This window comes from Corynebacterium sp. p3-SID1194 (assembly GCF_025144155.1).
In the GTDB taxonomy this organism is placed as follows: domain Bacteria; phylum Actinomycetota; class Actinomycetes; order Mycobacteriales; family Mycobacteriaceae; genus Corynebacterium.
Map to the genome: position 1 here is coordinate 96187 of NZ_JALXWY010000004.1, position 18758 is coordinate 114944.

Below are 18758 nucleotides of genomic sequence, written 5' to 3' on the forward strand. Positions count from 1 at the left end.
AGGCTGTGAGCCCGTAAAGTGGAGCGCTATGACCGACAAAAAGCCCGACCTGACCACGACCGCTGGCAAAATCGAGGACCTGCGCAACAGGCTCGCTGAATCGCGCGAGCCGATGGGAAGCGAAGCAACCCGGGCTGCGGGAGAAGCGGGGATTTCCACCGCACGGCAGCGCATCGAGGCGTTGCTGGACACCGACAGCTTCCTCGAAACGGACGCGCTCGCACGCCACCGCGTCGAGGAATACGGCATGGGACGCACCAAGCCCGCGACCGACGGCGTTGTCACGGGCTACGGGCTTATCGACGGCCGACGGGTCACCGTTTATGCCCACGACGCCTCGATCTTCGACGGTCAGATGGGCGAGGTCTACGCCGAGAAAATCCTGAAGATCTACGACTTGGCTATCAAGACGGGTGTGCCGGTCATCGCGATCCACGACTCCACGGGCGGGCGCCTGCAGGAAGGCGTGGTCACCGCGGCGATGTCCGCGAAGATCCTGCGCAAGGCCACGGAAGCATCCGGTGTCGTGCCGCAGATCTCCGTCGTGGCGGGCGAGGTCGCGTCCCTGGCGGCGCTGCTCGTGCCGGTCAGCGACATCACCGTGATGGTCAAGAATGCGACCATGCATCTGACGTCGGTGAGTGCCGTGACGAAGGTGACTCGCCGCGTGGCCACCGCGAAGTCCCTGGGTGGTTCCGACGTGCACTCCAAGGTCACCGGCATCGCGCACCTGGTCGCCCCGACGGACGTGGAGGCGATGTCGACGGTGCGCGACCTGGTCGGCTTCCTGCCGGAGAATAACCGCGCGGCCTCCCCCATCAACGAGAGCTCCACCGAGCCGGAGACCGGTGATCTGGACACCTTCATCCCGAACTCGGACGCGGAGTCCTACGACGTCCGCGAGATCATCACCCGCGTCACCGACAAGGGCCTGACCGAGCTGAGCCGTGGCTACGCGGACAATATCGTCACCGGCTTCGCGCACATCTCCGGTCGCGCCGTCGGCATCGTGGCCAACCAGCCGAGCGTGCTCGCCGGCTGCCTCGACCACGCTGCCGCGACAAAGGCCGCGCGCTTTATCCGCGTGTGCGATTCCTTCAATATCCCGATCGTCGAATTCGTCGACTCCCCCGGCTTCTTCCCGTCCGAGGAAGAAGAGCACCTGGGCTCCGCCACCCACGGCGCGGCGCTCGCCTTCGCGTACGCCGAGGCCCAGGTGGGCAAGATCACCGTGATCACCCGCCGCGCGATCGGCCCGTCGTACGTGACCATGGGTTCGAAGGACTTGGGCGCCGACATCGTGCTGGCATGGCCGACCGCGCAGATCGCGCTTGCCGACGCGACCACTGCCGCTGAGCTCCTGTCCGTCGACGCCGATGAATACGCCGCGACCACGATGACCCCGTACGTGGCCACCGAGCGCGGCCTCGTCGACATCGTCATCGAGCCGTCCCAGACCCGCACCCAGGTGCTTGAAGCGCTGCGCCTGCTCGAGCGCAAGGTCGTCTACTCCGTGCCGAAGAAGCACGGAAATATCCCGCTCTAGTTCCTCGTTCTGTCTGTTCCCCCCACCCTGTTAGGAGGTCACACCTGCGATGTCCCAGCCCACGGCACAACCCCTGTTCACCGTCGTCAAAGGCCAGCCCACTGATGAGGAGCTCGCCGCACTGACCCAGGTGCTCACCGACCTGCAGCAGGCAGCCAAGTCACGCACCTCCGGCGGCCACCGCAACCTCTGGGGCCGCCCCACCCCGCGCGACCACGGCCCGGTGGTGTACAACCCGTCCGCATTCAACTCGCAGACGCTGTTTTAGGTTTCTCTGCTTTAGGTTCTTGCCTGCTTATGCGCCTCGTTCTCGCTTCCCAGTCCCCGTCGCGCCGGATGATCTTGGATAACGCCGGTGTGGATCTCGTCCAGCACCCGGCGCATGTCGACGAGGACGCGATCATCTCCTCTCTGGCGGGTTCTGCCCCGGCGGAAGTGGTCTCGGCGCTGGCCCGTGCCAAGGCCGATGCGGTCGCGCCGGAGTATCCGGACGACATCGTGGTCGGCTGCGATTCCATGCTGCTGTTGAACGGCCAGCTGCAGGGCAAGCCCCACACCGTGGAGGCCACCATCAGTCGCTGGCGGGCACAGCGCGGGCAGACCGCCGAGCTGGTCACCGGCCACGCCATTGGCTACAAGGGCACATGGGTCGTAGACACCGTGTCCACCCGCATCCATTTCGGCGACGCCAGCGACGCCGATATTGAGGCCTACGCCCGCTCCGGCGAACCCCTCGAATGCGCCGGCGCCTTCACCCTGGAGGCCCTCGGCGGCTGGTTCATCGACTCCATCGAGGGCGACCAGACTTCCGTCATCGGCCTATCCCTGCCACTTTTGCGCAAGGCCCTTTATTCCTTCGGGGTGAATGCCTCGGATCTGTGGCGGTGAACGGGCCTAGGCTGGGCAGCATGAATATTGAAAGTCCTGGCCACCTTGTGAAGAAATCCCTCGTCCCGCTGCTCGCCGGTGCGGGCGCCCTTCACTTCCTCAAGCCTGCGTCCTTCGACGGCATCGTGCCGCCGCAACTGCCCGGTAGCCAACGCACCTATACGTATACCTCCGGCGCAGCTGAGCTTGCCACCGCTGCGCTGTTGGCCAACCCGGCAACGCGTCAGACAGGCGGGTTCGCGGCCGCCACGCTGTTCACGTTGGTGTGGCCGGGCAATTTCTACATGGCCTATCTGTGGCGGGACAAGCCCTGGCACAGGCAGATCATCTCGCTGGGCCGGCTTCCGCTGCAGATTCCACTCATCCGCGCCGGAATCGACATCGCCCGGGGCGTCTAGCCGCTGTGTCTGGCACTCGCCTTCGGCGGATGATCCTAACCGCTGACCTCCTCCCCCTCCCGGGCTGGTTCGTTGCCGCCCATGATGCCCGTGCGCAGGAAGCTCTCCGACTGGGCCTCGATGGACAGTTGAGCACCGTCGAGGCGGCGGAGCTGGTAGGAGAAATCGTCGGCGTCGATACGCCCGGCGTCGCGGTCCGCGACGAGTGCCTCGCGCTGGGCCTTCACGCGCGCGATGCCGTAGTCCGCGAGCTGCTGCGGAATCGCCTTGAGGTCCACCTCTTCCTCCTCGTCGGCGGCCGCGCTGAAACCGTGTGGATTGCGGAGCACGCCGAGTAGGTCCTCGACCTTCGCCGCGTGAATCTCCTCCTCCGACAGGCCGCCGTAGCGCAAAGCGCGCTCCAAATCCGCCGGAACCGGCACGGCAGTCGCCGCGTCGCGGAGCAGCGTGCGCTGACGCTGGCGTTCCTCCCACGAACTCGGCTCGTCCTGGCCGGGGTTGACTACGTCGACAAGCAAGCCCAGTGTGCCGCCCTGGACAATGAGCGACGCACCCGCGACGATGAACGCGACGAGCACGAGGAAACCGCGTCCCTCCGTGTCGTGCGGAAGCGTCTGCGCCGCGGCCAGAGTGATCGCGCCGCGCATGCCCGCCCACACGATGACGGAGCCGGCGCGGAAACCGAGCGATTTCTCCGCGAAATAGCGCGCATCACCGTAGCGGCGGCTGACCGTCTGCTGCGCTGAGCTGAGGCGCCGCTGCGCACGCTCGTCCTGCATCCGCGGGTCGGCGGAGACTTCCTGGATGTGGCTATCGAGAACGTCGAGGCGCTCCATGCGCTTCAGCGTGCGCTCCGCCTGCGAGCGCATCACGTACATCATCGGGGTGACCGTCAGCGTGCGCACGACGAGCACCGTCGCCCAGCACGCCATGGCCACGGTGAACGACATCATGAACGTGTAGCCGGATGCCCGTGCGTCGTCAATCAGGTGCGGCATCTGCAATCCCATCAGCACGAAGACCAGCGACTCCAGGACGAGGCCGAGCGTGTCCCAAGTCTGCGCGTCGGACATGCGCACCGACGGCCCCAGCACCCCCACGCTCTTTCGCGCCACCACGAGACCGGCCACGACCGTGCCCACCAGGCCCGACGCGCCGATCTCCTCCGTGGGGAGGAACGCCGCGAACGGGATGGCCAGCGAGAGCACCGTGTTCGATGTCGGATGGTGGACGAACCGGCGCAGGAACATCGCGCCGTAACCGACGAGCAGGCCCACGATCACCGCGCCGGCCACCGCCCAGAAGAAGTTGGCCAGCACCTCCCCCGCCGTCACCTTCGACCGCGCCGCCAGCAGCGCCGTGCCAAGGGTGACCAGTGCGGAGGCATCGTTGATCAAGCCCTCGCCGTCCAGGATCGCGATGATGCGCCTATTCACACCCGCCTTCTTCACAATGCCCACAGCCACCGCGTCCGACGGGCTGACCACGGCACCCACCGCGATCGCGATCGGCAGCGGGATCGCCGGGACGATCAGATGGATCACCCAGCCCACCGACACTGCCGTGAGCACCACGAGCACGACCGCCAACAGGAAGATCGAACTGAAATTCCGGCGGAAATCGTGCACCGGCATGCGCATCGCCGTCGCGAACAGCAGCGGCGGCAGGATCAACTCCAGAATGATCTCCGGGTCGATGACCACCTCCGGCACCTGCGGCACGAATGCCACCGCCGCGCTGAGGACAAGCAGAAGTACTGGAGCGACCACCCCGATGCGCTCCCCCAACGGTTCCGCGAGCGCGATGACCGACAGCATGATCACGATGAGCAAGATGATGAACGTCACGGTCACAAATTCTAGTGGCGCACACGAAAACCGCCCCGCTCCCCCGTGAGCGGACTGTTTGTCCTTACGGGGGTGCGGGGCGGCTCGGTTTGATGCGCTGCGGTTCAGCGCAAGGCTGCTACTTCCGTGCCTCGCCCTGATCCACCAGCTCGGTGGTGTTCTGCGCGATACGGATCACCGAGACGAGGACCTCGAGCATCACACGCGAAATCACGACCTGGAGCAGCGCCCAGAGGGTGCCGAAGATCAGCCAACCGATGAGCATCAGCAGACCGATGCCCGCGCCCTTAGAGAAGCCGCCGAACGCGGCGATCAGGCCGCCGACCCACATGAGGGCAGCGAAGACCAGGTAGATGATGTAGATGATCTTGACAAAGTCAATGGTGACAAAGCGGCGGAACTCAAAGTCGAAGAGAGCACCGAAGAAGCCGTCCTTCTTCTTGCCCACAGCAGCCTGTGCGTCCTGCGGGAAAGCGCCAGCACCGAAGTTTTGGTTCTGAGCCTGGCCCTGACCGAACTGAGCGCCCTGTGCCTGGCTGCTCTGCGTCTGGCCGTACTGCTGCTGACCGTACTGGTCGCCGTAGTTCGGCTGCTGGGAGGTCTGTGCGAAGCTGCCAGTTGCGGCCGAAGCGTTGCTGGAGTCGGTCGCACCGTAGGAGCCGAAGCCGGAGTTGGTGTTGGCTGCACCGGTGGATGTGGTGTTCTGGCCGGTGGAAGCAGCGCCGGTGGAGCCGGAGTGGGATGCACCGAAGCCAGAGTTGTTGGACGCACCGAAGCCGGAGTTGGTGTTGGCTGCACCGGTGGATGTGGTGTTCTGGCCGGTGGAAGCAGCGCCGGTGGAGCCGGGGCTGGATGCACCGAAGCCAGAGTTGTTGGACGCGCCGAAGCCGGAGTTGGAAGCACCGGCAGACGATGCGCCGTAGGAACCGAAGGAATCGGAGGACCCGTAGTTACCCGGGGCGCTGTGGGCGCCGGAGCCGGTGTTCTCCGCACCAGAGGACGACGGAGTCGAACCGTAATCCGGGGTGGAGCCGTAATCCGGGTTCGAGGAATTTTCAGGGTTGTACGGAGTAGACATGTGCAATCCTTTTCAAATTTCGCGGTCAGACCTAAGACAGTCTACGGTTCAGCACGGATAAGCGCTCGTCTTATCGCTATCGTGGTGGACTTGTGCCCTTTTTCGGCACGAAACACCAGTCTTTTTCCGTTTCCCAAATGAATATGAAAGAGCAACAGTGAGCCGGACCTGATGACGCACTACGGCTGCACCCCGTTCGAAATGCACACCGCCTGCCAGGGCTACCCGCAGACCGACGAGGAGATCGCCGACTACATCTCCAAGACCCACAACACCGTCTACCACCCGGTGGGCACCGTGCGCATGGGTTCCGACGACGACGAGATGTCCCCGCTCGACCCGCAGCTGCGCGTCAAGGGCGTCAAGGGTCTCCGCGTCGCCGACGCCTCGGTGATACCGCAGATCGTGGCCATCAACCCGAATATCACCTGCTACGTCATCGGTGAGCGCGCCGCTCAGCTGATCGCCGGCGAGGCATAGCCCCCGCCGACCGGACACGCACAAGAGCCCCGGGCTTCCCCCACACCATCTAAGGGAGGAAGAGCCCGGGGCTCTTGTCAGCTAGGAGCTAGCCGCCTTAGGCGTGCTTCGCCTCGACACGGCCGATGGCCTCCTCAGCGACCATTTCCTGGATGCCCATGTCCAGCTCGGAGGTGAAGCCGACGCAGGAGCAGTTGATCTCGCCGAGGACGTAGGTGTCCTCGCCGGTCTCATCATCGTCGGCAAGCATGAAGTCGGCGGTCCAGATCAGCGGGATGTTGTCGCCACCGAGGTTCTCGGCGATGACCGGGCGAGCCTCGGCGAACATGTCGACGAGCTCCTGCCACTCCTCCGGCTTCTGGTAGGTGTACTTCGCGCCGGAAAACAGGGTGGCGGAGAATGCGTCGCCGCCCTCGGCCGGCTTCTTGTGCACGACGAAGACCGGGTGCGGGCCGACGAGCAGGATGCGGATCTCGCCCTCGACGATGCGCGGCATGAAGCGCATGTCCACGAGCATGCCGTTGTCGCCGACGATGTACTGGTCACAGAAGTCCATGAACTCGCCCAGCTCGCGGTCCTCGGTGTGGTTGTCCACGGCCTCGGTGCACTTGAGCTTGGTGTCCAGCGGCAGCGCGGTGCCCGGCTCGACGGACTCGACGACGGACTCGTCGGCGAGGCGGACGCGCCAGATGCCGGAGCCGGTGGAGCCGCGGTTCTGCTTGAGCACACGCTCGCCGTAGGACAGGGAGGTCGGGAAGGTGTCGTGGAAGGACTCGACGTCGTAGTACGCGGCGGTGTCCTCCGGGACCAGGTCGGTCTTGTTCAGCTTCACCAGTGCGTCCTTCGCACCATAGGAGACCATCTCCTCCGGGGTGGACATGCCGACGAGGCCAGCCTCGGACAGGCGGGTGAGCAGGTCGAAGTAGCCCTTTTCGCCGCCCGGGATATTGCCCGGGTTCACGCGGGAGATGTAGGCGTCGAAGTTATTGGAGACGTACTCGAAGATGTCGTCGGACCACTCGGGGCGGAAGAACACGACTTCCGAGTTCCAGCCCTTCTCCTTGATGGCGTTGACGATGGGCATGGTGTCCTTACGGTGCCCGTCGAAGTACTTGTCGGAACCGCCTTCGACCTCGAAGACGACGATTGCCTTGTGCACGGTGAATCCCCTTAAGATAAGTGCTTTCAATGCGGAGAGGAACACCCAGTCCCAATTTCCCGGAGGTTCCCACTTTGAGATTAAGGTGTTTTTCACGGTCCCGCCGTGCAAGTGAAATGGATAGTAATTAAGTTCACACGCTCGAAACTTCACATTTACTTGACCAGTCCCCAGGGGTTCACAGGTAGTGTTGGCGGTGACCGGCCACACGAAACGTGTAGCCACATTTACCCCGATATTCATTTTCGCCGTACGCCTGCACGAAGAGGTTATTTGCATGGGAATTCCCGCTGATCCGTTCCCGCTGTTCCAGGACTTCGCGCATCCGGAAAAGTTCGTGTCCGCTTCCTGGCTGTCCGCCCGCTTGGGCGTCGAGGGCCTGCGCGTGGTGGAGTCGGACGAGGACGCGTTCCTCTACGACATCGGCCACATCCCGGGCGCGGTGCGCATTGACTGGCACAAGGACCTCAACGATGAGGTGGTGCGCGATTTCATCGACGGCGAGGCATTCGCTGAATTGATGAACGCCCGCGGCATCGGCCGCGACGACACGGTGGTCATTTACGGCGACCACAACAATTGGTGGGCGGCGTACACGGCGTGGGTCTTCGAGCTGTTCGGCCACCCGGACGTGCGCATTCTCGACGGCGGGCGCGACGCGTGGATGGGCGAGGAGCGCGACACCTCCTTTGCGGTTCCGGAGTACCCGTCGCAGAACTACCCAGTCGTGGAGCGCGAGGATAAGCCGTGGCGCACGTTCGTGGACGAGGTGCGCGACCGCGACGACAAGAGCTTGCTTATCGACGTCCGCGGTCCGGAATTCTTCTCCGGCTCCGAAAACGAGCTGGAGACGGACCGGCTGCGCGTCTCCCCTGTTCTGCGCCACGGCCACATTCCGGGCGCGGTGAACCACCCGTGGGGCGATGCGGTGTACCCGAACGGCCGCGTGAAGGACCACGCCTCCATCGCTGCTGCGTATTCTGGTGTTCCGGAGGATGCCCCGGTGATCACGTATTCCGGCAACGGCCAGTCCGCCGCGCACACGTGGTACATCCTCCGCTACGCCCTCGGCCTGGAAAATGTTTCCCTCTACGACGGTTCTTGGTACGAGTGGGGAAACATGGTGCGAATGCCGATCGATAGGAACTAGTAGAGTTCTTGAAATCTGACTCCACGAATTATTCACACCGATCAGGAAGCGTTGTAGAGAGTGTCTTCACCGTCGACCATCTCCAAGGTTCTCATTGCTAACCGCGGCGAGATCGCCGTGCGCGTCATCCGTGCCGCCAAAGACGCTGGCATTGCGTCGGTGGCCGTCTATGCCGAACCGGACACGGACAGTCCGTTCGTGGAGCTTGCCGACGAGGCATTCGCGCTTGGCGGAAACACCGCCGCAGATTCCTACCTGAACTTCGACAAGATCATCGGTGCGGCGAAAGCCTCCGGCGCGGACGCGATTCACCCGGGCTACGGATTTCTGTCAGAAAACGCTGACTTCGCGCGCCGCGTGATCGACGAGGGTCTGACGTGGATCGGCCCCTCGCCTGAGGCGATCGCCCTGCTCGGCGACAAGGTGGAGGCCCGCCGCATCGCGGAAAAGGTCGACGCACCGATGGCGCCGGGCACCAAGGAGCCGGTGAGCTCCGCCGACGAGGTCATCGCCTTCGCTGACGAGCACGGCCTGCCCGTGGCCATCAAAGCCGCATACGGTGGCGGCGGCCGCGGCATGAAGGTCGCTCACACACGCGAGGAGATCCCGGAGCTGTTCGAGTCCGCGACCCGCGAGGCTGTCACCGCATTCGGCCGCGGCGAGTGCTTCGTCGAGCGCTACCTCGACCGCGCCCGCCACGTGGAAGCACAGGTGATCGCCGACGTCCACGGCAACGTCGTCGTCGCCGGCACCCGCGACTGCACCCTGCAGCGCCGCTTCCAGAAGCTCGTGGAGGAAGCTCCTGCCCCGTTTTTGTCCGCTGCTCAGCGCGAGGCGATTCACTCCTCTGCCAAGGCCATTGTGAAAGAAGCCGGCTACCACGGTGCTGGCACCGTCGAATACCTGGTCAGCCCTGCCGACGAGCAGAACCCGGAGGGCATCATCTCCTTCCTGGAGGTCAACACCCGCCTGCAGGTCGAGCACCCGGTCACCGAGGAGACCGCCGGCATCGACTTGGTGCGCGAGCAATTCCGTATCGCGAACGGCGAGAAGCTGCGCCACACCGAGGACCCGGCCCCGCGCGGCCACTCCATCGAGTTCCGCATCAACGGCGAGGACCCGGGCATGAACTTCATGCCGGCACCGGGCACGATCTCCCGCTATGTCGAGCCCGCCGGCACCGGCATCCGCGTCGACTCCGGCGTGCGCACCGGCAATGTGATCGGCGGCCAGTTTGACTCCATGCTGGCCAAGCTCATTGTCACCGGCGAGACCCGCGAGGAAGCCATCCAACGCGCCCGCCGTGCTCTCGACGAGTTCATCGTCGACGGCCTGCCCACTGTGATCCCCTTCCACCGCGCAGTGCTGAACGACCCGGCCTTCATCGGCGACGAGAATGGCTTCGACGTCTACACCCGCTGGATCGAGGAGGAGTTCACCGCCGAGATCCCGCCGTACACCGATGATGAGGAAGAAGGCGACGAGCCGGGCGCCAAGCGCACCTACGCCGTGGAGATCGACGGCCGTCGCGTCGAGGTCGCTCTTCCTGCTTCACTCGTGATCGGCGGCAGCGGCAAGCGCAAGGCCAAGAAGCGCCGCAATTCCGCAGCAGCCTTGTCCGGCGATGCCGTGCCCGCCCCGATGCAAGGCACGGTGGTCAAGGTGAACGTCGCCGAGGGCGACACCGTCAACGAGGGCGATATCCTCCTCGTGCTCGAGGCCATGAAGATGGAAAACCCCGTCAAGGCGCACAAGTCCGGCACCGTGAAGGGGCTCGCTGTTGAGCAGGGCGATCAGGTGAATAAGACCGCCGTGCTCCTTGAAATCCGCTAACTACTGGTTGGCGTACGGGTCGCACCGCTCCCCGGGGGAAAGCTGGGGCTCCTCCCCCGGGGGTTTCCTTATGCCCAGCCAGCCGGGACAAGCCCCAGCAGCGAAATAATCGAGTAGATGAACGCCGCCACGTAGACGACGATGATGAGCGCCTGGATGACGGTGTTGTCTACTCCGCGCACCTGCCACACCGGAGCCTGATCCCCGTTCGCCCGGGAGCGGCGAAGCAGCAACACGGGAACGACCGACATTATGGCACCTGCGAAGCCGCCGGCGTACGTCAGCGCGGAGACGAAGCCGCCAAGGCCCGCCACGGCGATCACGAGAGGCGGAAGCACCGTCAGTCCAGTTGCGGCGAGACGCTGCCACCCGTGTTCCGGCCAGTGGAAGATGTCCAGCACGTTGCGCATCGCTGTGAAGCCGATGGCCAAGAAGGACGTGAACATGGCCAGCAGCGCGAACAAGTTGGCCATGTAGTAAGCCGCAGTCCCGAGTTTCTCGCCCCAGGCGATGGTGACCACCTCAGTCACCTCGGTGCCCAGCAGGCCGAGCGCCGCGAACGGCACAGCCGCGAGGGTGAACGCGGTGATGCACATGCCCGCGATGATCGCTTTCGGCAGCATTTCCGGCTTGGTGGCTGCCATGCCGCGCGCCATCTCCGGCACCACGTACTGGGCCAGGAATGTGAACACGGCCAGATTCATGATCGGGATGATGAAGTAGGGCTTGAGCACCCAAAGGTTCGCGGGCTCAATGCCGGGACCGGCGATTGTCCACACCACCAGCGTGAAGATGATGATCGCCATGCCGCTGGTGATCAGTCCTTCCACCTTCCCTGTGGCTTGCAGACCCTTCCACATGATGAAGGCACCCAGGGCATAGAAGATCAAGGTGCCCGCCAAGGAAGGCAGGTTAAACAGGTTGTGCATGAGTTTGCCGGAGCCGGATGCGTACGCAATCAATGCACCGACGCTGTTGACCATGATCGCGGTGAAGACGAGGAAGCGGCCGGTCTGGCCCAGGTACTTCTCCGCCAAGCCGGACAACTGGAGCGGCTCTTTTGTCCGGAGGGAGACTTCCGCGACGTAGAGCATGGAAATAGTGGTCAGGGTGCCTGCGATCGCGAGCGCCACCACTAGAGCGAGGAAGCCGCCGTTGCGGGCCGCGTACGGCAGGGAGAGAATTCCGGCCCCAATGTTGGTGCCAAAGATCAGGGCTACGCCCTTCCAGAAACCGAGGGCGTGACCCGCTTCATCGGAAGGGGCAGATTCGTCGTCGCGCAACGGCGCGTGCACAGAAGTGGTTGATGACATAGCGAGAATGTAGCAACAACTTGACCGGGGTCACACTTGAGGTCCTATGTGGCCCAGGTGTCACCCCGGTCCGTGCGTCGTCAACTGCGCGGAACGCGCTGGTTCTACTGGTTGGCGTACGGGTCGCGGACGCCGATGTACTGCACCTCGGTGTACTCGTCGATGCCCTCTGCACCGCCTTCGCGGCCCAAGCCGGAGTGCTTCACGCCGCCGAACGGGACTGCCGCGTTGGAGACGACACCGGCGTTGAAGCCGACGATGCCGAAGTCCAGGCCGTCGGCCAAGCGCCACATGCGGTCCGAATTCTCGGAGTAGATGTAGGAGGCTAGGCCGTACTCGGTGGAGTTAGCCAGCTCGATCGCCTCGGCCTCGTCGGAGAACTCGTAGATGGAGGCGACGGGGCCGAAGATCTCCTCGCGGAAGATGCGGGAATCGGTGCTTGCGCCGCGCAGGACGGTCGGCTGGAAGAAGAAGCCGTCGCCGTCAATTGCCTCACCGCCGGTGAGAACCTCGGCACCGTTCTGCTTCGCGTCTTCGACCAGGCTGGCGACGTTCTTGCGTGCCTTCTCCTCGATCAGCGGGCCGACGTTGACGCCCTCGTCGAGGCCGTTGCCGACGGTGAGGGCCTCCATGGCCTCGACGAGCTTCGCGGTGAACTCGTCGGCGACGTCCTTGTGCACTAGGAAGCGGTTGGCCGCGGTGCAGGCCTCGCCGATATTGCGCATCTTCGCTGCCATTGCGCCAGTGATCGCCTGCTCAATATCCGCGTCCTCGAAGACGATGAACGGCGCGTTGCCGCCAAGTTCCATGGAGGTGCGCAACACTGAATCAGCTGCCTGCTTCATCAGGATCTTGCCCACTGCCGTTGAACCGGTGAAGGAGACCTTGCGCAGACGCAGGTCCGCGATGAGCGGCTCGGAGATAGCTGCCGGGTCGGTGCCGCAGACAACGTTGAGTACACCGGCCGGTAGGCCAGCTTCCACCATGGTCTGGACGAAGTACTGGGTGGTCAGCGGAGTGAGTTCCGCAGGCTTAAGCACCATCGTGCAACCAGCGGCAACTGCCGGGGCGATCTTGCGGGTCACCATCGCCAGCGGGAAGTTCCACGGGGTGATCAGCAGGCACGGGCCCACCGGCTTGCGCCGGGTGACCATGCGGATGCCGCCTTCCGGCACTTCCTGGGAGCGGCCGTACTGGCGGACGGTCTCCTCGGCGAACCAACGCAGGTATTCCGCGCCGTACTTCACCTCACCGCGCGCTTCCGCCAGCGGCTTGCCCATTTCCAGAGTCATGAGCGTGGCGAATTCCTCGGAGCGCTCGGTGACCAGATCGTACGCACGTCGCAGGATCTCGCTGCGCTCGCGGGCCGGGGTGCGTGCCCAGTCCTTTTGCACCTCGACCGCAGCGTCGAGCGCTGCAACCGCGTCGTCGCTATTCGCAGATTGGAGTGTCGCCAGGACTTCGCCGGTGGCCGGGTTCTCCACATCGAATGTCTCGTTGGTGGACGCGTCACGCCATTCACCGCCGATGAACAGCCCGGTGGGCAGGGACTCAAGCAGCTTGCCGGTGTCGACGGTGCCGTTGGAATCAGCCATGATCATGCCTTTCGTGGTTTGTTTCTCGTTGAATTTCAACTGACTGGCCTACGCCAGCCTCCTTTTGGAACAACGCTATACCGCCGCAGGCTACTCAGACAGCGCCGGCCGCACGCCCCCGTTTTGGGGCATTGAAAACCTCGGCACCGTGTGCTATCGGTTCGCCCCGGACGTGCTGAGCAGCACGAGAATCTCGGCGCGCCCGAGCGGGTCGCCCAGCGGCAGCCCGTAGCGCTGTTCGGCGCGGTCGATGCGAGCTTTCAGCGTGTGCCGGTGCACACCGAGGGACTCCGCGGCGCCGCGGATCTCGCAGCCGTGCACCAGGTAGGCCTGCACGGCCTCGAGGAGGGCCGGGTCATCATCGGCAAGCGGTGCGAGCACCTCCTTGTAGCGGCGTGAGAGGGCGAGTTGAACCCCGGTGTCCTCCGCCCAGTCGAGCCGGCGCGGGAGATACTCGTCGACGGTGCCGGGCGGCAATGACTGCGCCCGTTCGAGCAGAGCGTGGAGATCGTCGCGGCCCAGCTCGCGCCACGGTTGCCGCTGGCCGGACAGGATCCTCAGGCGCGCGCCGAAACCGCCGAAGAGGTCGGCGGCCGTCGCCTCCGTGACCGCCCGGCGGGACAGGAAAACGAAGCCGTCGGGGGCGAGCCGCGCGTGGGCGAGGGGGTTTTGGCGCAGGTTGAGTCCTTCGTCGAGACGCGAAAGCGCGCGGTTGGACGCCGCCTTATTCGCGGCGGCGATCGCGACGGGAACGACTGCGCCGTCAGCATCCGCGACGCGGTCGAGCAGCCGCGCCGCCCCCGGTGTTGCCTCCGGCCCCTCGAGGAACATCTCGAGGGCCGAGCCGTGCAGCTGCGTCTCCGCACTGCGGAGGGCCAGCGGGTCGCGCAGCACGATCTCCGCCAACCCCACAAAATGCTTCACCGCGCTGCGCGCGAGCGGCGGCAGTGGGCGCGGGGAGTCCACCACGGCGACGAAGTACTTCCCGCCCATGGCCCGCATGCGCTGCACGATCATGGTGCGGTTTTCCGTCCGGTACGCGCGGCTCCGCCCGTTGTCGGCAACGGCCAGACGAAGGGCCTTCAACGCGCGCTCCGTTGGCTTCGCAGGTGCCGAGGAAATGACTCGGCCGGTGTTGTCGCCGATCAGCACATCGGCTCCCACTGCGGACCTGGTGCGCCCAACGAGCGCATCGACACCGCCGTTCCACGCGGCGCGGTTGAGGCCTTCCGCCGCCTCGAGTATCTCGTTGGCCGCGACTGCCTGCAATCGCGCGTGCTCCTCCCCCACCACCTTGGAGATCAGGGCGAACGCGGTGGCGCGCGGCACCTCGAAGAGCGGCAGTTCTGCCTCGGCGCACGCCTGGACAAGCGTGCCGGGTATCTCGGCGTGCTGGAGGCCGGTGCCGAAGCCGAGCGCGGCCACGCCGGAATCCTTCAACTGCTCCACGTAGTGAGCGATGCCTGCTTCATCGTCCGGCTGAATGCGCAGGCCCAACGTGAGGATGACAGAGAAAGGCCGGAAGAACTCAGCGGTCTCCACAATCTCACTGGCTTGGACGGACTCGAATCGCCCCCGCCTGAGGTCTCCGACCGGGACGAGGTTTAAAGCTCTGATTCCGTACAACCAACTGAGATCTAGCAGATCAACGGCGGTCTCCCACTCGGGATGACCGCTTCGTGCGTCGTCAAGCACATCCTTGCTCATGGACACAGTGTAGAAGTTCCACAAAGAAGATCGACACTGTGTCGGTTGCTTTGAGGGTGGGCGGGGGACGGATACTACAGCCATGAACCACTGTCCGTTTTCGGGCAGCCCCGCTGGATTGAATTGGAAAGGAACCCGCACCATGCAGGATCTCGAGTACCGCCTCCCCCAGGTCCGTCGAATCGAAACCGAGCTGCCGGGACCGGCAAGCGCGGAACTGGACAAGCGCCGCGCAGCGAGCGTCGCCTCCGCCTTGAACCCGGGGTTGCCCGGCTACATCGTCGATGCAGACGGTGGCGTGCTTGTCGACGCCGACGGTAACTCCTTCGTCGACTTCGCATCCGGCATCGCTGTGACCTCGGTGGGCGCTTCCAATGAGCGTGTTGCGAGCGCAGTCGCCGACGCCGCCAGCCACTTCACTCACACCTGCTTCATGGTCAGCCCCTACGAGAGCTACCTGCAGGTCGCTGAGCTGCTCAACGAGTTGACCCCAGGCGATTTCGAGAAGCGCACCGTGCTATTCAACTCCGGCGCGGAGGCAGTGGAGAACGCCGTGAAGATCGCCCGTTCCCACACCCGCAAGACGGGCGTGGCCGTATTCGACTACGCCTACCACGGCCGCACCAACCTGACGATGGCCATGACCGCGAAGAACAAGCCGTACAAGTCGACCTTCGGACCGTTCGCCAGCGAGGTGCACCGTGCTCCGATGTCATACCCGCTGCGCGACGGCTTGAAGGGCCCGGAAGCCGCTGAGCGCACCATCCGCTTCCTCGAGCAGAATGTCGGCGCCGAGAACCTCGCCTGCGTGGTCATCGAGCCGATCCAGGGCGAGGGCGGCTTCATCGAGCCTGCTGAAGGCTTCCTGCCCGCCATCGTCGACTGGTGCCGCGAGAACAACGTCGTCTTCGTCGCCGACGAGATCCAGGCCGGCTTCTGCCGTTCGGGCGAGTGGTTCTCCTCCAGCTTCGAAGGCATCGAGCCGGACTTGGTCACTACCGCAAAGGGCATTGCCGGCGGCATGCCGCTGTCCGCCGTGACCGGCCGCGCCGAGATCATGAACGCCCCGATGGCCGGCGGCCTGGGCGGCACCTACGGCGGCAACCCGGTGGCCTGCGCAGCCGCTATCGCCGCGATCGAGGAGATGAAGGAGCACAACCTCGCTCTGCGCGCCAAGGAGATCGCCGAGATCATCCACGAGGAGCTCGACCCGCTGACCGAGCTGGACGAGGTCGCCGAGATCCGCGGCCGTGGCGCGATGATCGCTATGGAGCTCGTCACCAAGGACGGCAAGCCGAACGCCGAGCTGACCGCCAAGGTCGCCGCCGAATGCAAGGCTGCTGGCGTGCTCATCCTCACCTGCGGCCTCGACGGAAACGTCGTCCGCCTCCTGCCGTCGCTGGTCATCCCGGAGGAGCTGCTCCGCGACGGCCTGCGTGTCATGGCTGAGGCCGTGCGCAACAACGCCTAATAACAGCTAGTTGGACGGATCCGTAATTCCGTCCAACAGGTCTTTCAGACCGGCTTCAAAGGGCTGGTCGGCATAAGGGTTAGCGTCATGCTGACCCTTTTTTGCTGCCCGGGCACGCATGGCATCCGCCGCTCGGCGCAGCTCCGCGTGTTCCGGGGAAATCGCGGCAGGATCGAAGAGATCCGCTGGCGCAGTGGCATCCCATGCGGAGCCATAGATGAAGGATTCGAGAGCGATGATGCGCTCCATCACCTTCTCGTGCGGGCAGCCGGCGGCAGAGACTGCGCGAGCGACGATCTCGTACATTTCCTGGGTACGTGGCGAATCGCCGATGGGCTGCCGTGCGATGACCGGGATCAACGGGGTATGCCCGGCGAACACATCGCGGTAAGAGTGCGCCCACACCTCGAGCGCCTCCCGGTAGCCTTCGCCTGCGGCGATGGCCTGCTGCAGCGATGTGACGTCGACAAGCTGCATGACCGCATCCTGTAGCAAGTAGAGCAGCTCTCCCTTGCCCGCGATGTGGTTGTACAAAGCGCTGGGCGCCACCCCGATTTCGCGAGCTACCGCGGCCATTGTCAACGCCTCGTAGCCCCGTTCGGAGGCAATACTTAGTGCGGCGAAACCAATTTTTTCGCGGCTGACCAGGGGTTCGGCGGGGCGACCGCGTTCATTTCCCATGTGACCCTTTCTTCGACCCGTACTCGAATGTATCCTGAATCACACCATTAATGAATGGCGTTCATTACCCGCGACGGTCGGATCCATCCGGCCTCAAGAACAGGAGCAGAAGCATGAATCCTAGCGCACAACGCACAGAAATCGAGCGCGACGTGGTCGTCGTCGGCGCTGGCCCTGCAGGCCTGATGGCGGCACGCACCCTGTCCAAGGCCGGCAAGTCCGTTGCCGTCCTCGAGGCGCGCGAGCGAGTTGGTGGCCGCACGTGGAACGGCCGCGTGCGCGACGACAACGGTGTCGACCACTTCGTCGAGCTCGGCGGTCAGTGGATCTCCCCCGACCAGACCCGCCTCATCGAGCTTGTCGACGAGCTGGGCCTGTCCACCTTCCAGCGTTACCGCGAAGGCAAGTCCATCTACCTCTCCCCCAACGGTGAGCGCCACGAGTACGAGGGCCCGGTCTTTCCGGCTGCCGACAGCACTCAGGCCGAGATGGACAAACTGATCAAGATTCTCGACGATTTGGCAGCCGAGATCGGCGCCAAGGAGCCGTGGGCACACCCGAAGGCCGCGGAGCTCGACTCCATCTCCTTCCGTCACTGGCTCGAGCAGCAGTCCGACGACGAAGAGGCGATCGACAACATCTCCATCTACGTCGCTTCCGGCATGCTGACCAAGCCGTCCTTCACATTCTCCGCCCTGCAGGCCGTGCTGATGGCCGCCTCCGCCGGATCCTTCTCCAATCTCGTGGATGAGGACTTCATCCTCGACCGCCGTATCGAAGGCGGCATGATGTCCGTCTCCGAGACCCTGGCCGCAGAGCTCGGCGACGATGTCTTCTTGGGCACCCCGGTCCGCGAGATCCAGTGGGCCCAGCCTGACCCGTCCACCGAAGACAGCCTGAACAACGTCAAGCCGGACGTGCGCAACGGCATCCCGAACAACGGCGAGCCGGGCGAGGTCACCGTCGTCTCCGAGCAGGTGACCGTCCGCGCCAAGAACGTCGTCATCGCTGTTCCGCCGAACCTGTACAACCGCATTTCCTACGTCCCGCCGATGCCGCGCGACCTGCATATCGCTCACCAGCACATCTCCATGGGCCTGGTCATCAAGGTGCACGCCATCTACGAGACGCCGTTCTGGCGCGACAAGGGTCTGTCCGGCACCGGCTTCGGCGGCGGCCGTCTGGTCCAGGAGGTCTACGACAACACCAACCGCGGCCAGAACATCGCTGGTGGCACCGCTGGCGAGGAGGACACCTACGGCACGCTCGTGGGCTTCGTCTCCGATGTCTACGCCGAGGAGATGTGGCACTTGCCGGAGGAAGAGCGCAAGCAGCGCATTTTGTCCGCCATGGCCGAGTACCTGGGGCCGGAGACCATGGAGCCGATCGCGTTCTACCTCTCCGACATGGCTGCTGAGGAGTGGACCCGTGGTGCCTACGCCACCAGCTACGACCTGGGCGGCCTGTCCCGCTGGGGCCACCTGCAGAACCAGCCGGTCGGACCGATCCACTTCGCATGCTCCGATATCGCCGACGAGGGTTACCAGCACGTCGATGGCGCTATCCGCCAGGGCGAGCGCGCTGCGAACGCCATCCTCGATAACGGATAGGA

15 protein-coding genes and 1 pseudogene are annotated in these 18758 nt (G+C 64.6%); 9 read left to right on the top strand and 7 right to left on the bottom strand.

The annotated features are described in order from the left end of the window. The first annotated feature begins 28 nt into the window (after positions 1-28). The 4 genes from M3G19_RS04780 to M3G19_RS04795 are packed head-to-tail and all read left to right on the top strand — an operon-like array spanning position 29 to position 2832. Positions 29-1546 carry an acyl-CoA carboxylase subunit beta gene (locus tag M3G19_RS04780; RefSeq protein ID WP_259901048.1) on the top strand — a complete coding sequence of 506 codons (1518 nt, stop codon included), beginning with the start codon at positions 29-31 and terminating at the stop codon, positions 1544-1546. Positions 1547-1595: 49 nt separating this feature from the next. After that, complete coding sequence (locus M3G19_RS04785) at positions 1596-1814, top strand: acyl-CoA carboxylase subunit epsilon (protein ID WP_259901050.1); 219 nt, start codon at positions 1596-1598, stop codon at positions 1812-1814. Between the two features lie 29 nt (positions 1815-1843). After that, the gene (locus M3G19_RS04790; RefSeq protein WP_259901052.1) at positions 1844-2434 is read left to right on the top strand and encodes a nucleoside triphosphate pyrophosphatase; all 591 of its coding nucleotides are present in this window, start codon (positions 1844-1846) and stop codon (positions 2432-2434) included. 20 nt (positions 2435-2454) lie between these two features. Then, entirely contained in the window at positions 2455-2832 is a 378-nt protein-coding gene (locus M3G19_RS04795) for a hypothetical protein (protein WP_259901054.1), read from the top strand. Positions 2833-2867: 35 nt separating this feature from the next. Here M3G19_RS04795 and M3G19_RS04800 read toward each other — a convergent pair whose 3' ends face one another. Beyond that, positions 2868-4679 (bottom strand): sodium:proton antiporter, encoded by a 1812-nt coding sequence (locus tag M3G19_RS04800; RefSeq protein ID WP_259901056.1) that lies wholly within the window; start codon positions 4677-4679, stop codon positions 2868-2870. Positions 4680-4797: 118 nt separating this feature from the next. Beyond that, entirely contained in the window at positions 4798-5757 is a 960-nt protein-coding gene (locus M3G19_RS04805; RefSeq protein WP_259901057.1) for a DUF4282 domain-containing protein, read from the bottom strand. Between the two features lie 162 nt (positions 5758-5919). Here M3G19_RS04805 and M3G19_RS04810 point away from each other — a divergent pair. Continuing rightward, positions 5920-6237: pseudogene (locus M3G19_RS04810) on the top strand (GMC oxidoreductase); the annotation flags it as partial. Between the two features lie 97 nt (positions 6238-6334). On the opposite strand, the gene M3G19_RS04815 reads toward M3G19_RS04810, so the two are convergent. Continuing rightward, complete coding sequence (locus M3G19_RS04815) at positions 6335-7396, bottom strand: Cj0069 family protein (protein ID WP_259901059.1); 1062 nt, start codon at positions 7394-7396, stop codon at positions 6335-6337. 277 nt (positions 7397-7673) lie between these two features. On the opposite strand from M3G19_RS04815, the gene M3G19_RS04820 reads away from it, so the two are divergent. Both M3G19_RS04820 and M3G19_RS04825 read left to right on the top strand, forming a co-directional pair. Continuing rightward, positions 7674-8546, top strand: a complete 873-nt coding sequence (locus M3G19_RS04820; protein WP_259901060.1) for a sulfurtransferase — start codon at positions 7674-7676, stop codon at positions 8544-8546. A gap of 60 nt (positions 8547-8606) precedes the next feature. Further along, complete coding sequence (locus M3G19_RS04825; RefSeq protein ID WP_259901061.1) at positions 8607-10379, top strand: acetyl/propionyl/methylcrotonyl-CoA carboxylase subunit alpha; 1773 nt, start codon at positions 8607-8609, stop codon at positions 10377-10379. 68 nt (positions 10380-10447) lie between these two features. Here the strand turns inward: M3G19_RS04825 and M3G19_RS04830 are convergent, their stop codons facing one another. From M3G19_RS04830 to M3G19_RS04840, 3 genes are all read right to left on the bottom strand, one after another. Beyond that, the gene (locus tag M3G19_RS04830; protein WP_259901062.1) at positions 10448-11692 is read right to left on the bottom strand and encodes an amino acid permease; all 1245 of its coding nucleotides are present in this window, start codon (positions 11690-11692) and stop codon (positions 10448-10450) included. A gap of 104 nt (positions 11693-11796) precedes the next feature. Beyond that, complete coding sequence (locus M3G19_RS04835) at positions 11797-13287, bottom strand: NAD-dependent succinate-semialdehyde dehydrogenase (RefSeq protein WP_396121746.1); 1491 nt, start codon at positions 13285-13287, stop codon at positions 11797-11799. A gap of 153 nt (positions 13288-13440) precedes the next feature. Beyond that, positions 13441-14994 carry a PucR family transcriptional regulator gene (locus tag M3G19_RS04840; RefSeq protein ID WP_259901071.1) on the bottom strand — a complete coding sequence of 518 codons (1554 nt, stop codon included), beginning with the start codon at positions 14992-14994 and terminating at the stop codon, positions 13441-13443. Between the two features lie 142 nt (positions 14995-15136). Between M3G19_RS04840 and gabT the strand changes: the two genes are divergently transcribed. Continuing rightward, positions 15137-16465, top strand: coding sequence for a 4-aminobutyrate--2-oxoglutarate transaminase (gabT, locus tag M3G19_RS04845; protein ID WP_259901073.1), 1329 nt, complete (start codon positions 15137-15139; stop codon positions 16463-16465). Between the two features lie 6 nt (positions 16466-16471). Here gabT and M3G19_RS04850 read toward each other — a convergent pair whose 3' ends face one another. Continuing rightward, positions 16472-17146: a TetR/AcrR family transcriptional regulator gene (locus M3G19_RS04850; RefSeq protein ID WP_259901074.1), complete on the bottom strand. Its 675-nt coding sequence runs from the start codon at positions 17144-17146 to the stop codon at positions 16472-16474. A 113-nt stretch (positions 17147-17259) separates the two neighbouring features. Here M3G19_RS04850 and M3G19_RS04855 point away from each other — a divergent pair, with 113 nt between their 5' ends. Next, positions 17260-18756 carry an NAD(P)/FAD-dependent oxidoreductase gene (locus M3G19_RS04855; protein ID WP_259901075.1) on the top strand — a complete coding sequence of 499 codons (1497 nt, stop codon included), beginning with the start codon at positions 17260-17262 and terminating at the stop codon, positions 18754-18756. Positions 18757-18758 lie beyond the last annotated feature (2 nt).

Bases quoted from the DNA above. Each gene is read 5' to 3' on its own strand.
- gabT (WP_259901073.1), top strand. From the start codon at position 15,137: ATGCAGGATCTCGAGTACCGCCTCCCCCAGGTCCGTCGAATCGAAACC.
- M3G19_RS04790 (WP_259901052.1), top strand. From the start codon at position 1,844: ATGCGCCTCGTTCTCGCTTCCCAGTCCCCGTCGCGCCGGATGATCTTG.
- M3G19_RS04785 (WP_259901050.1), top strand. From the start codon at position 1,596: ATGTCCCAGCCCACGGCACAACCCCTGTTCACCGTCGTCAAAGGCCAG.
- M3G19_RS04780 (WP_259901048.1), top strand. From the start codon at position 29: ATGACCGACAAAAAGCCCGACCTGACCACGACCGCTGGCAAAATCGAG.
- M3G19_RS04795 (WP_259901054.1), top strand. From the start codon at position 2,455: ATGAATATTGAAAGTCCTGGCCACCTTGTGAAGAAATCCCTCGTCCCG.
- M3G19_RS04805 (WP_259901057.1), bottom strand. From the start codon at position 5,757: ATGTCTACTCCGTACAACCCTGAAAATTCCTCGAACCCGGATTACGGC.
- M3G19_RS04840 (WP_259901071.1), bottom strand. From the start codon at position 14,994: ATGAGCAAGGATGTGCTTGACGACGCACGAAGCGGTCATCCCGAGTGG.
- M3G19_RS04835 (WP_396121746.1), bottom strand. From the start codon at position 13,287: ATGGCTGATTCCAACGGCACCGTCGACACCGGCAAGCTGCTTGAGTCC.
- M3G19_RS04820 (WP_259901060.1), top strand. From the start codon at position 7,674: ATGGGAATTCCCGCTGATCCGTTCCCGCTGTTCCAGGACTTCGCGCAT.
- M3G19_RS04830 (WP_259901062.1), bottom strand. From the start codon at position 11,692: ATGTCATCAACCACTTCTGTGCACGCGCCGTTGCGCGACGACGAATCT.
- M3G19_RS04855 (WP_259901075.1), top strand. From the start codon at position 17,260: ATGAATCCTAGCGCACAACGCACAGAAATCGAGCGCGACGTGGTCGTC.
- M3G19_RS04850 (WP_259901074.1), bottom strand. From the start codon at position 17,146: ATGGGAAATGAACGCGGTCGCCCCGCCGAACCCCTGGTCAGCCGCGAA.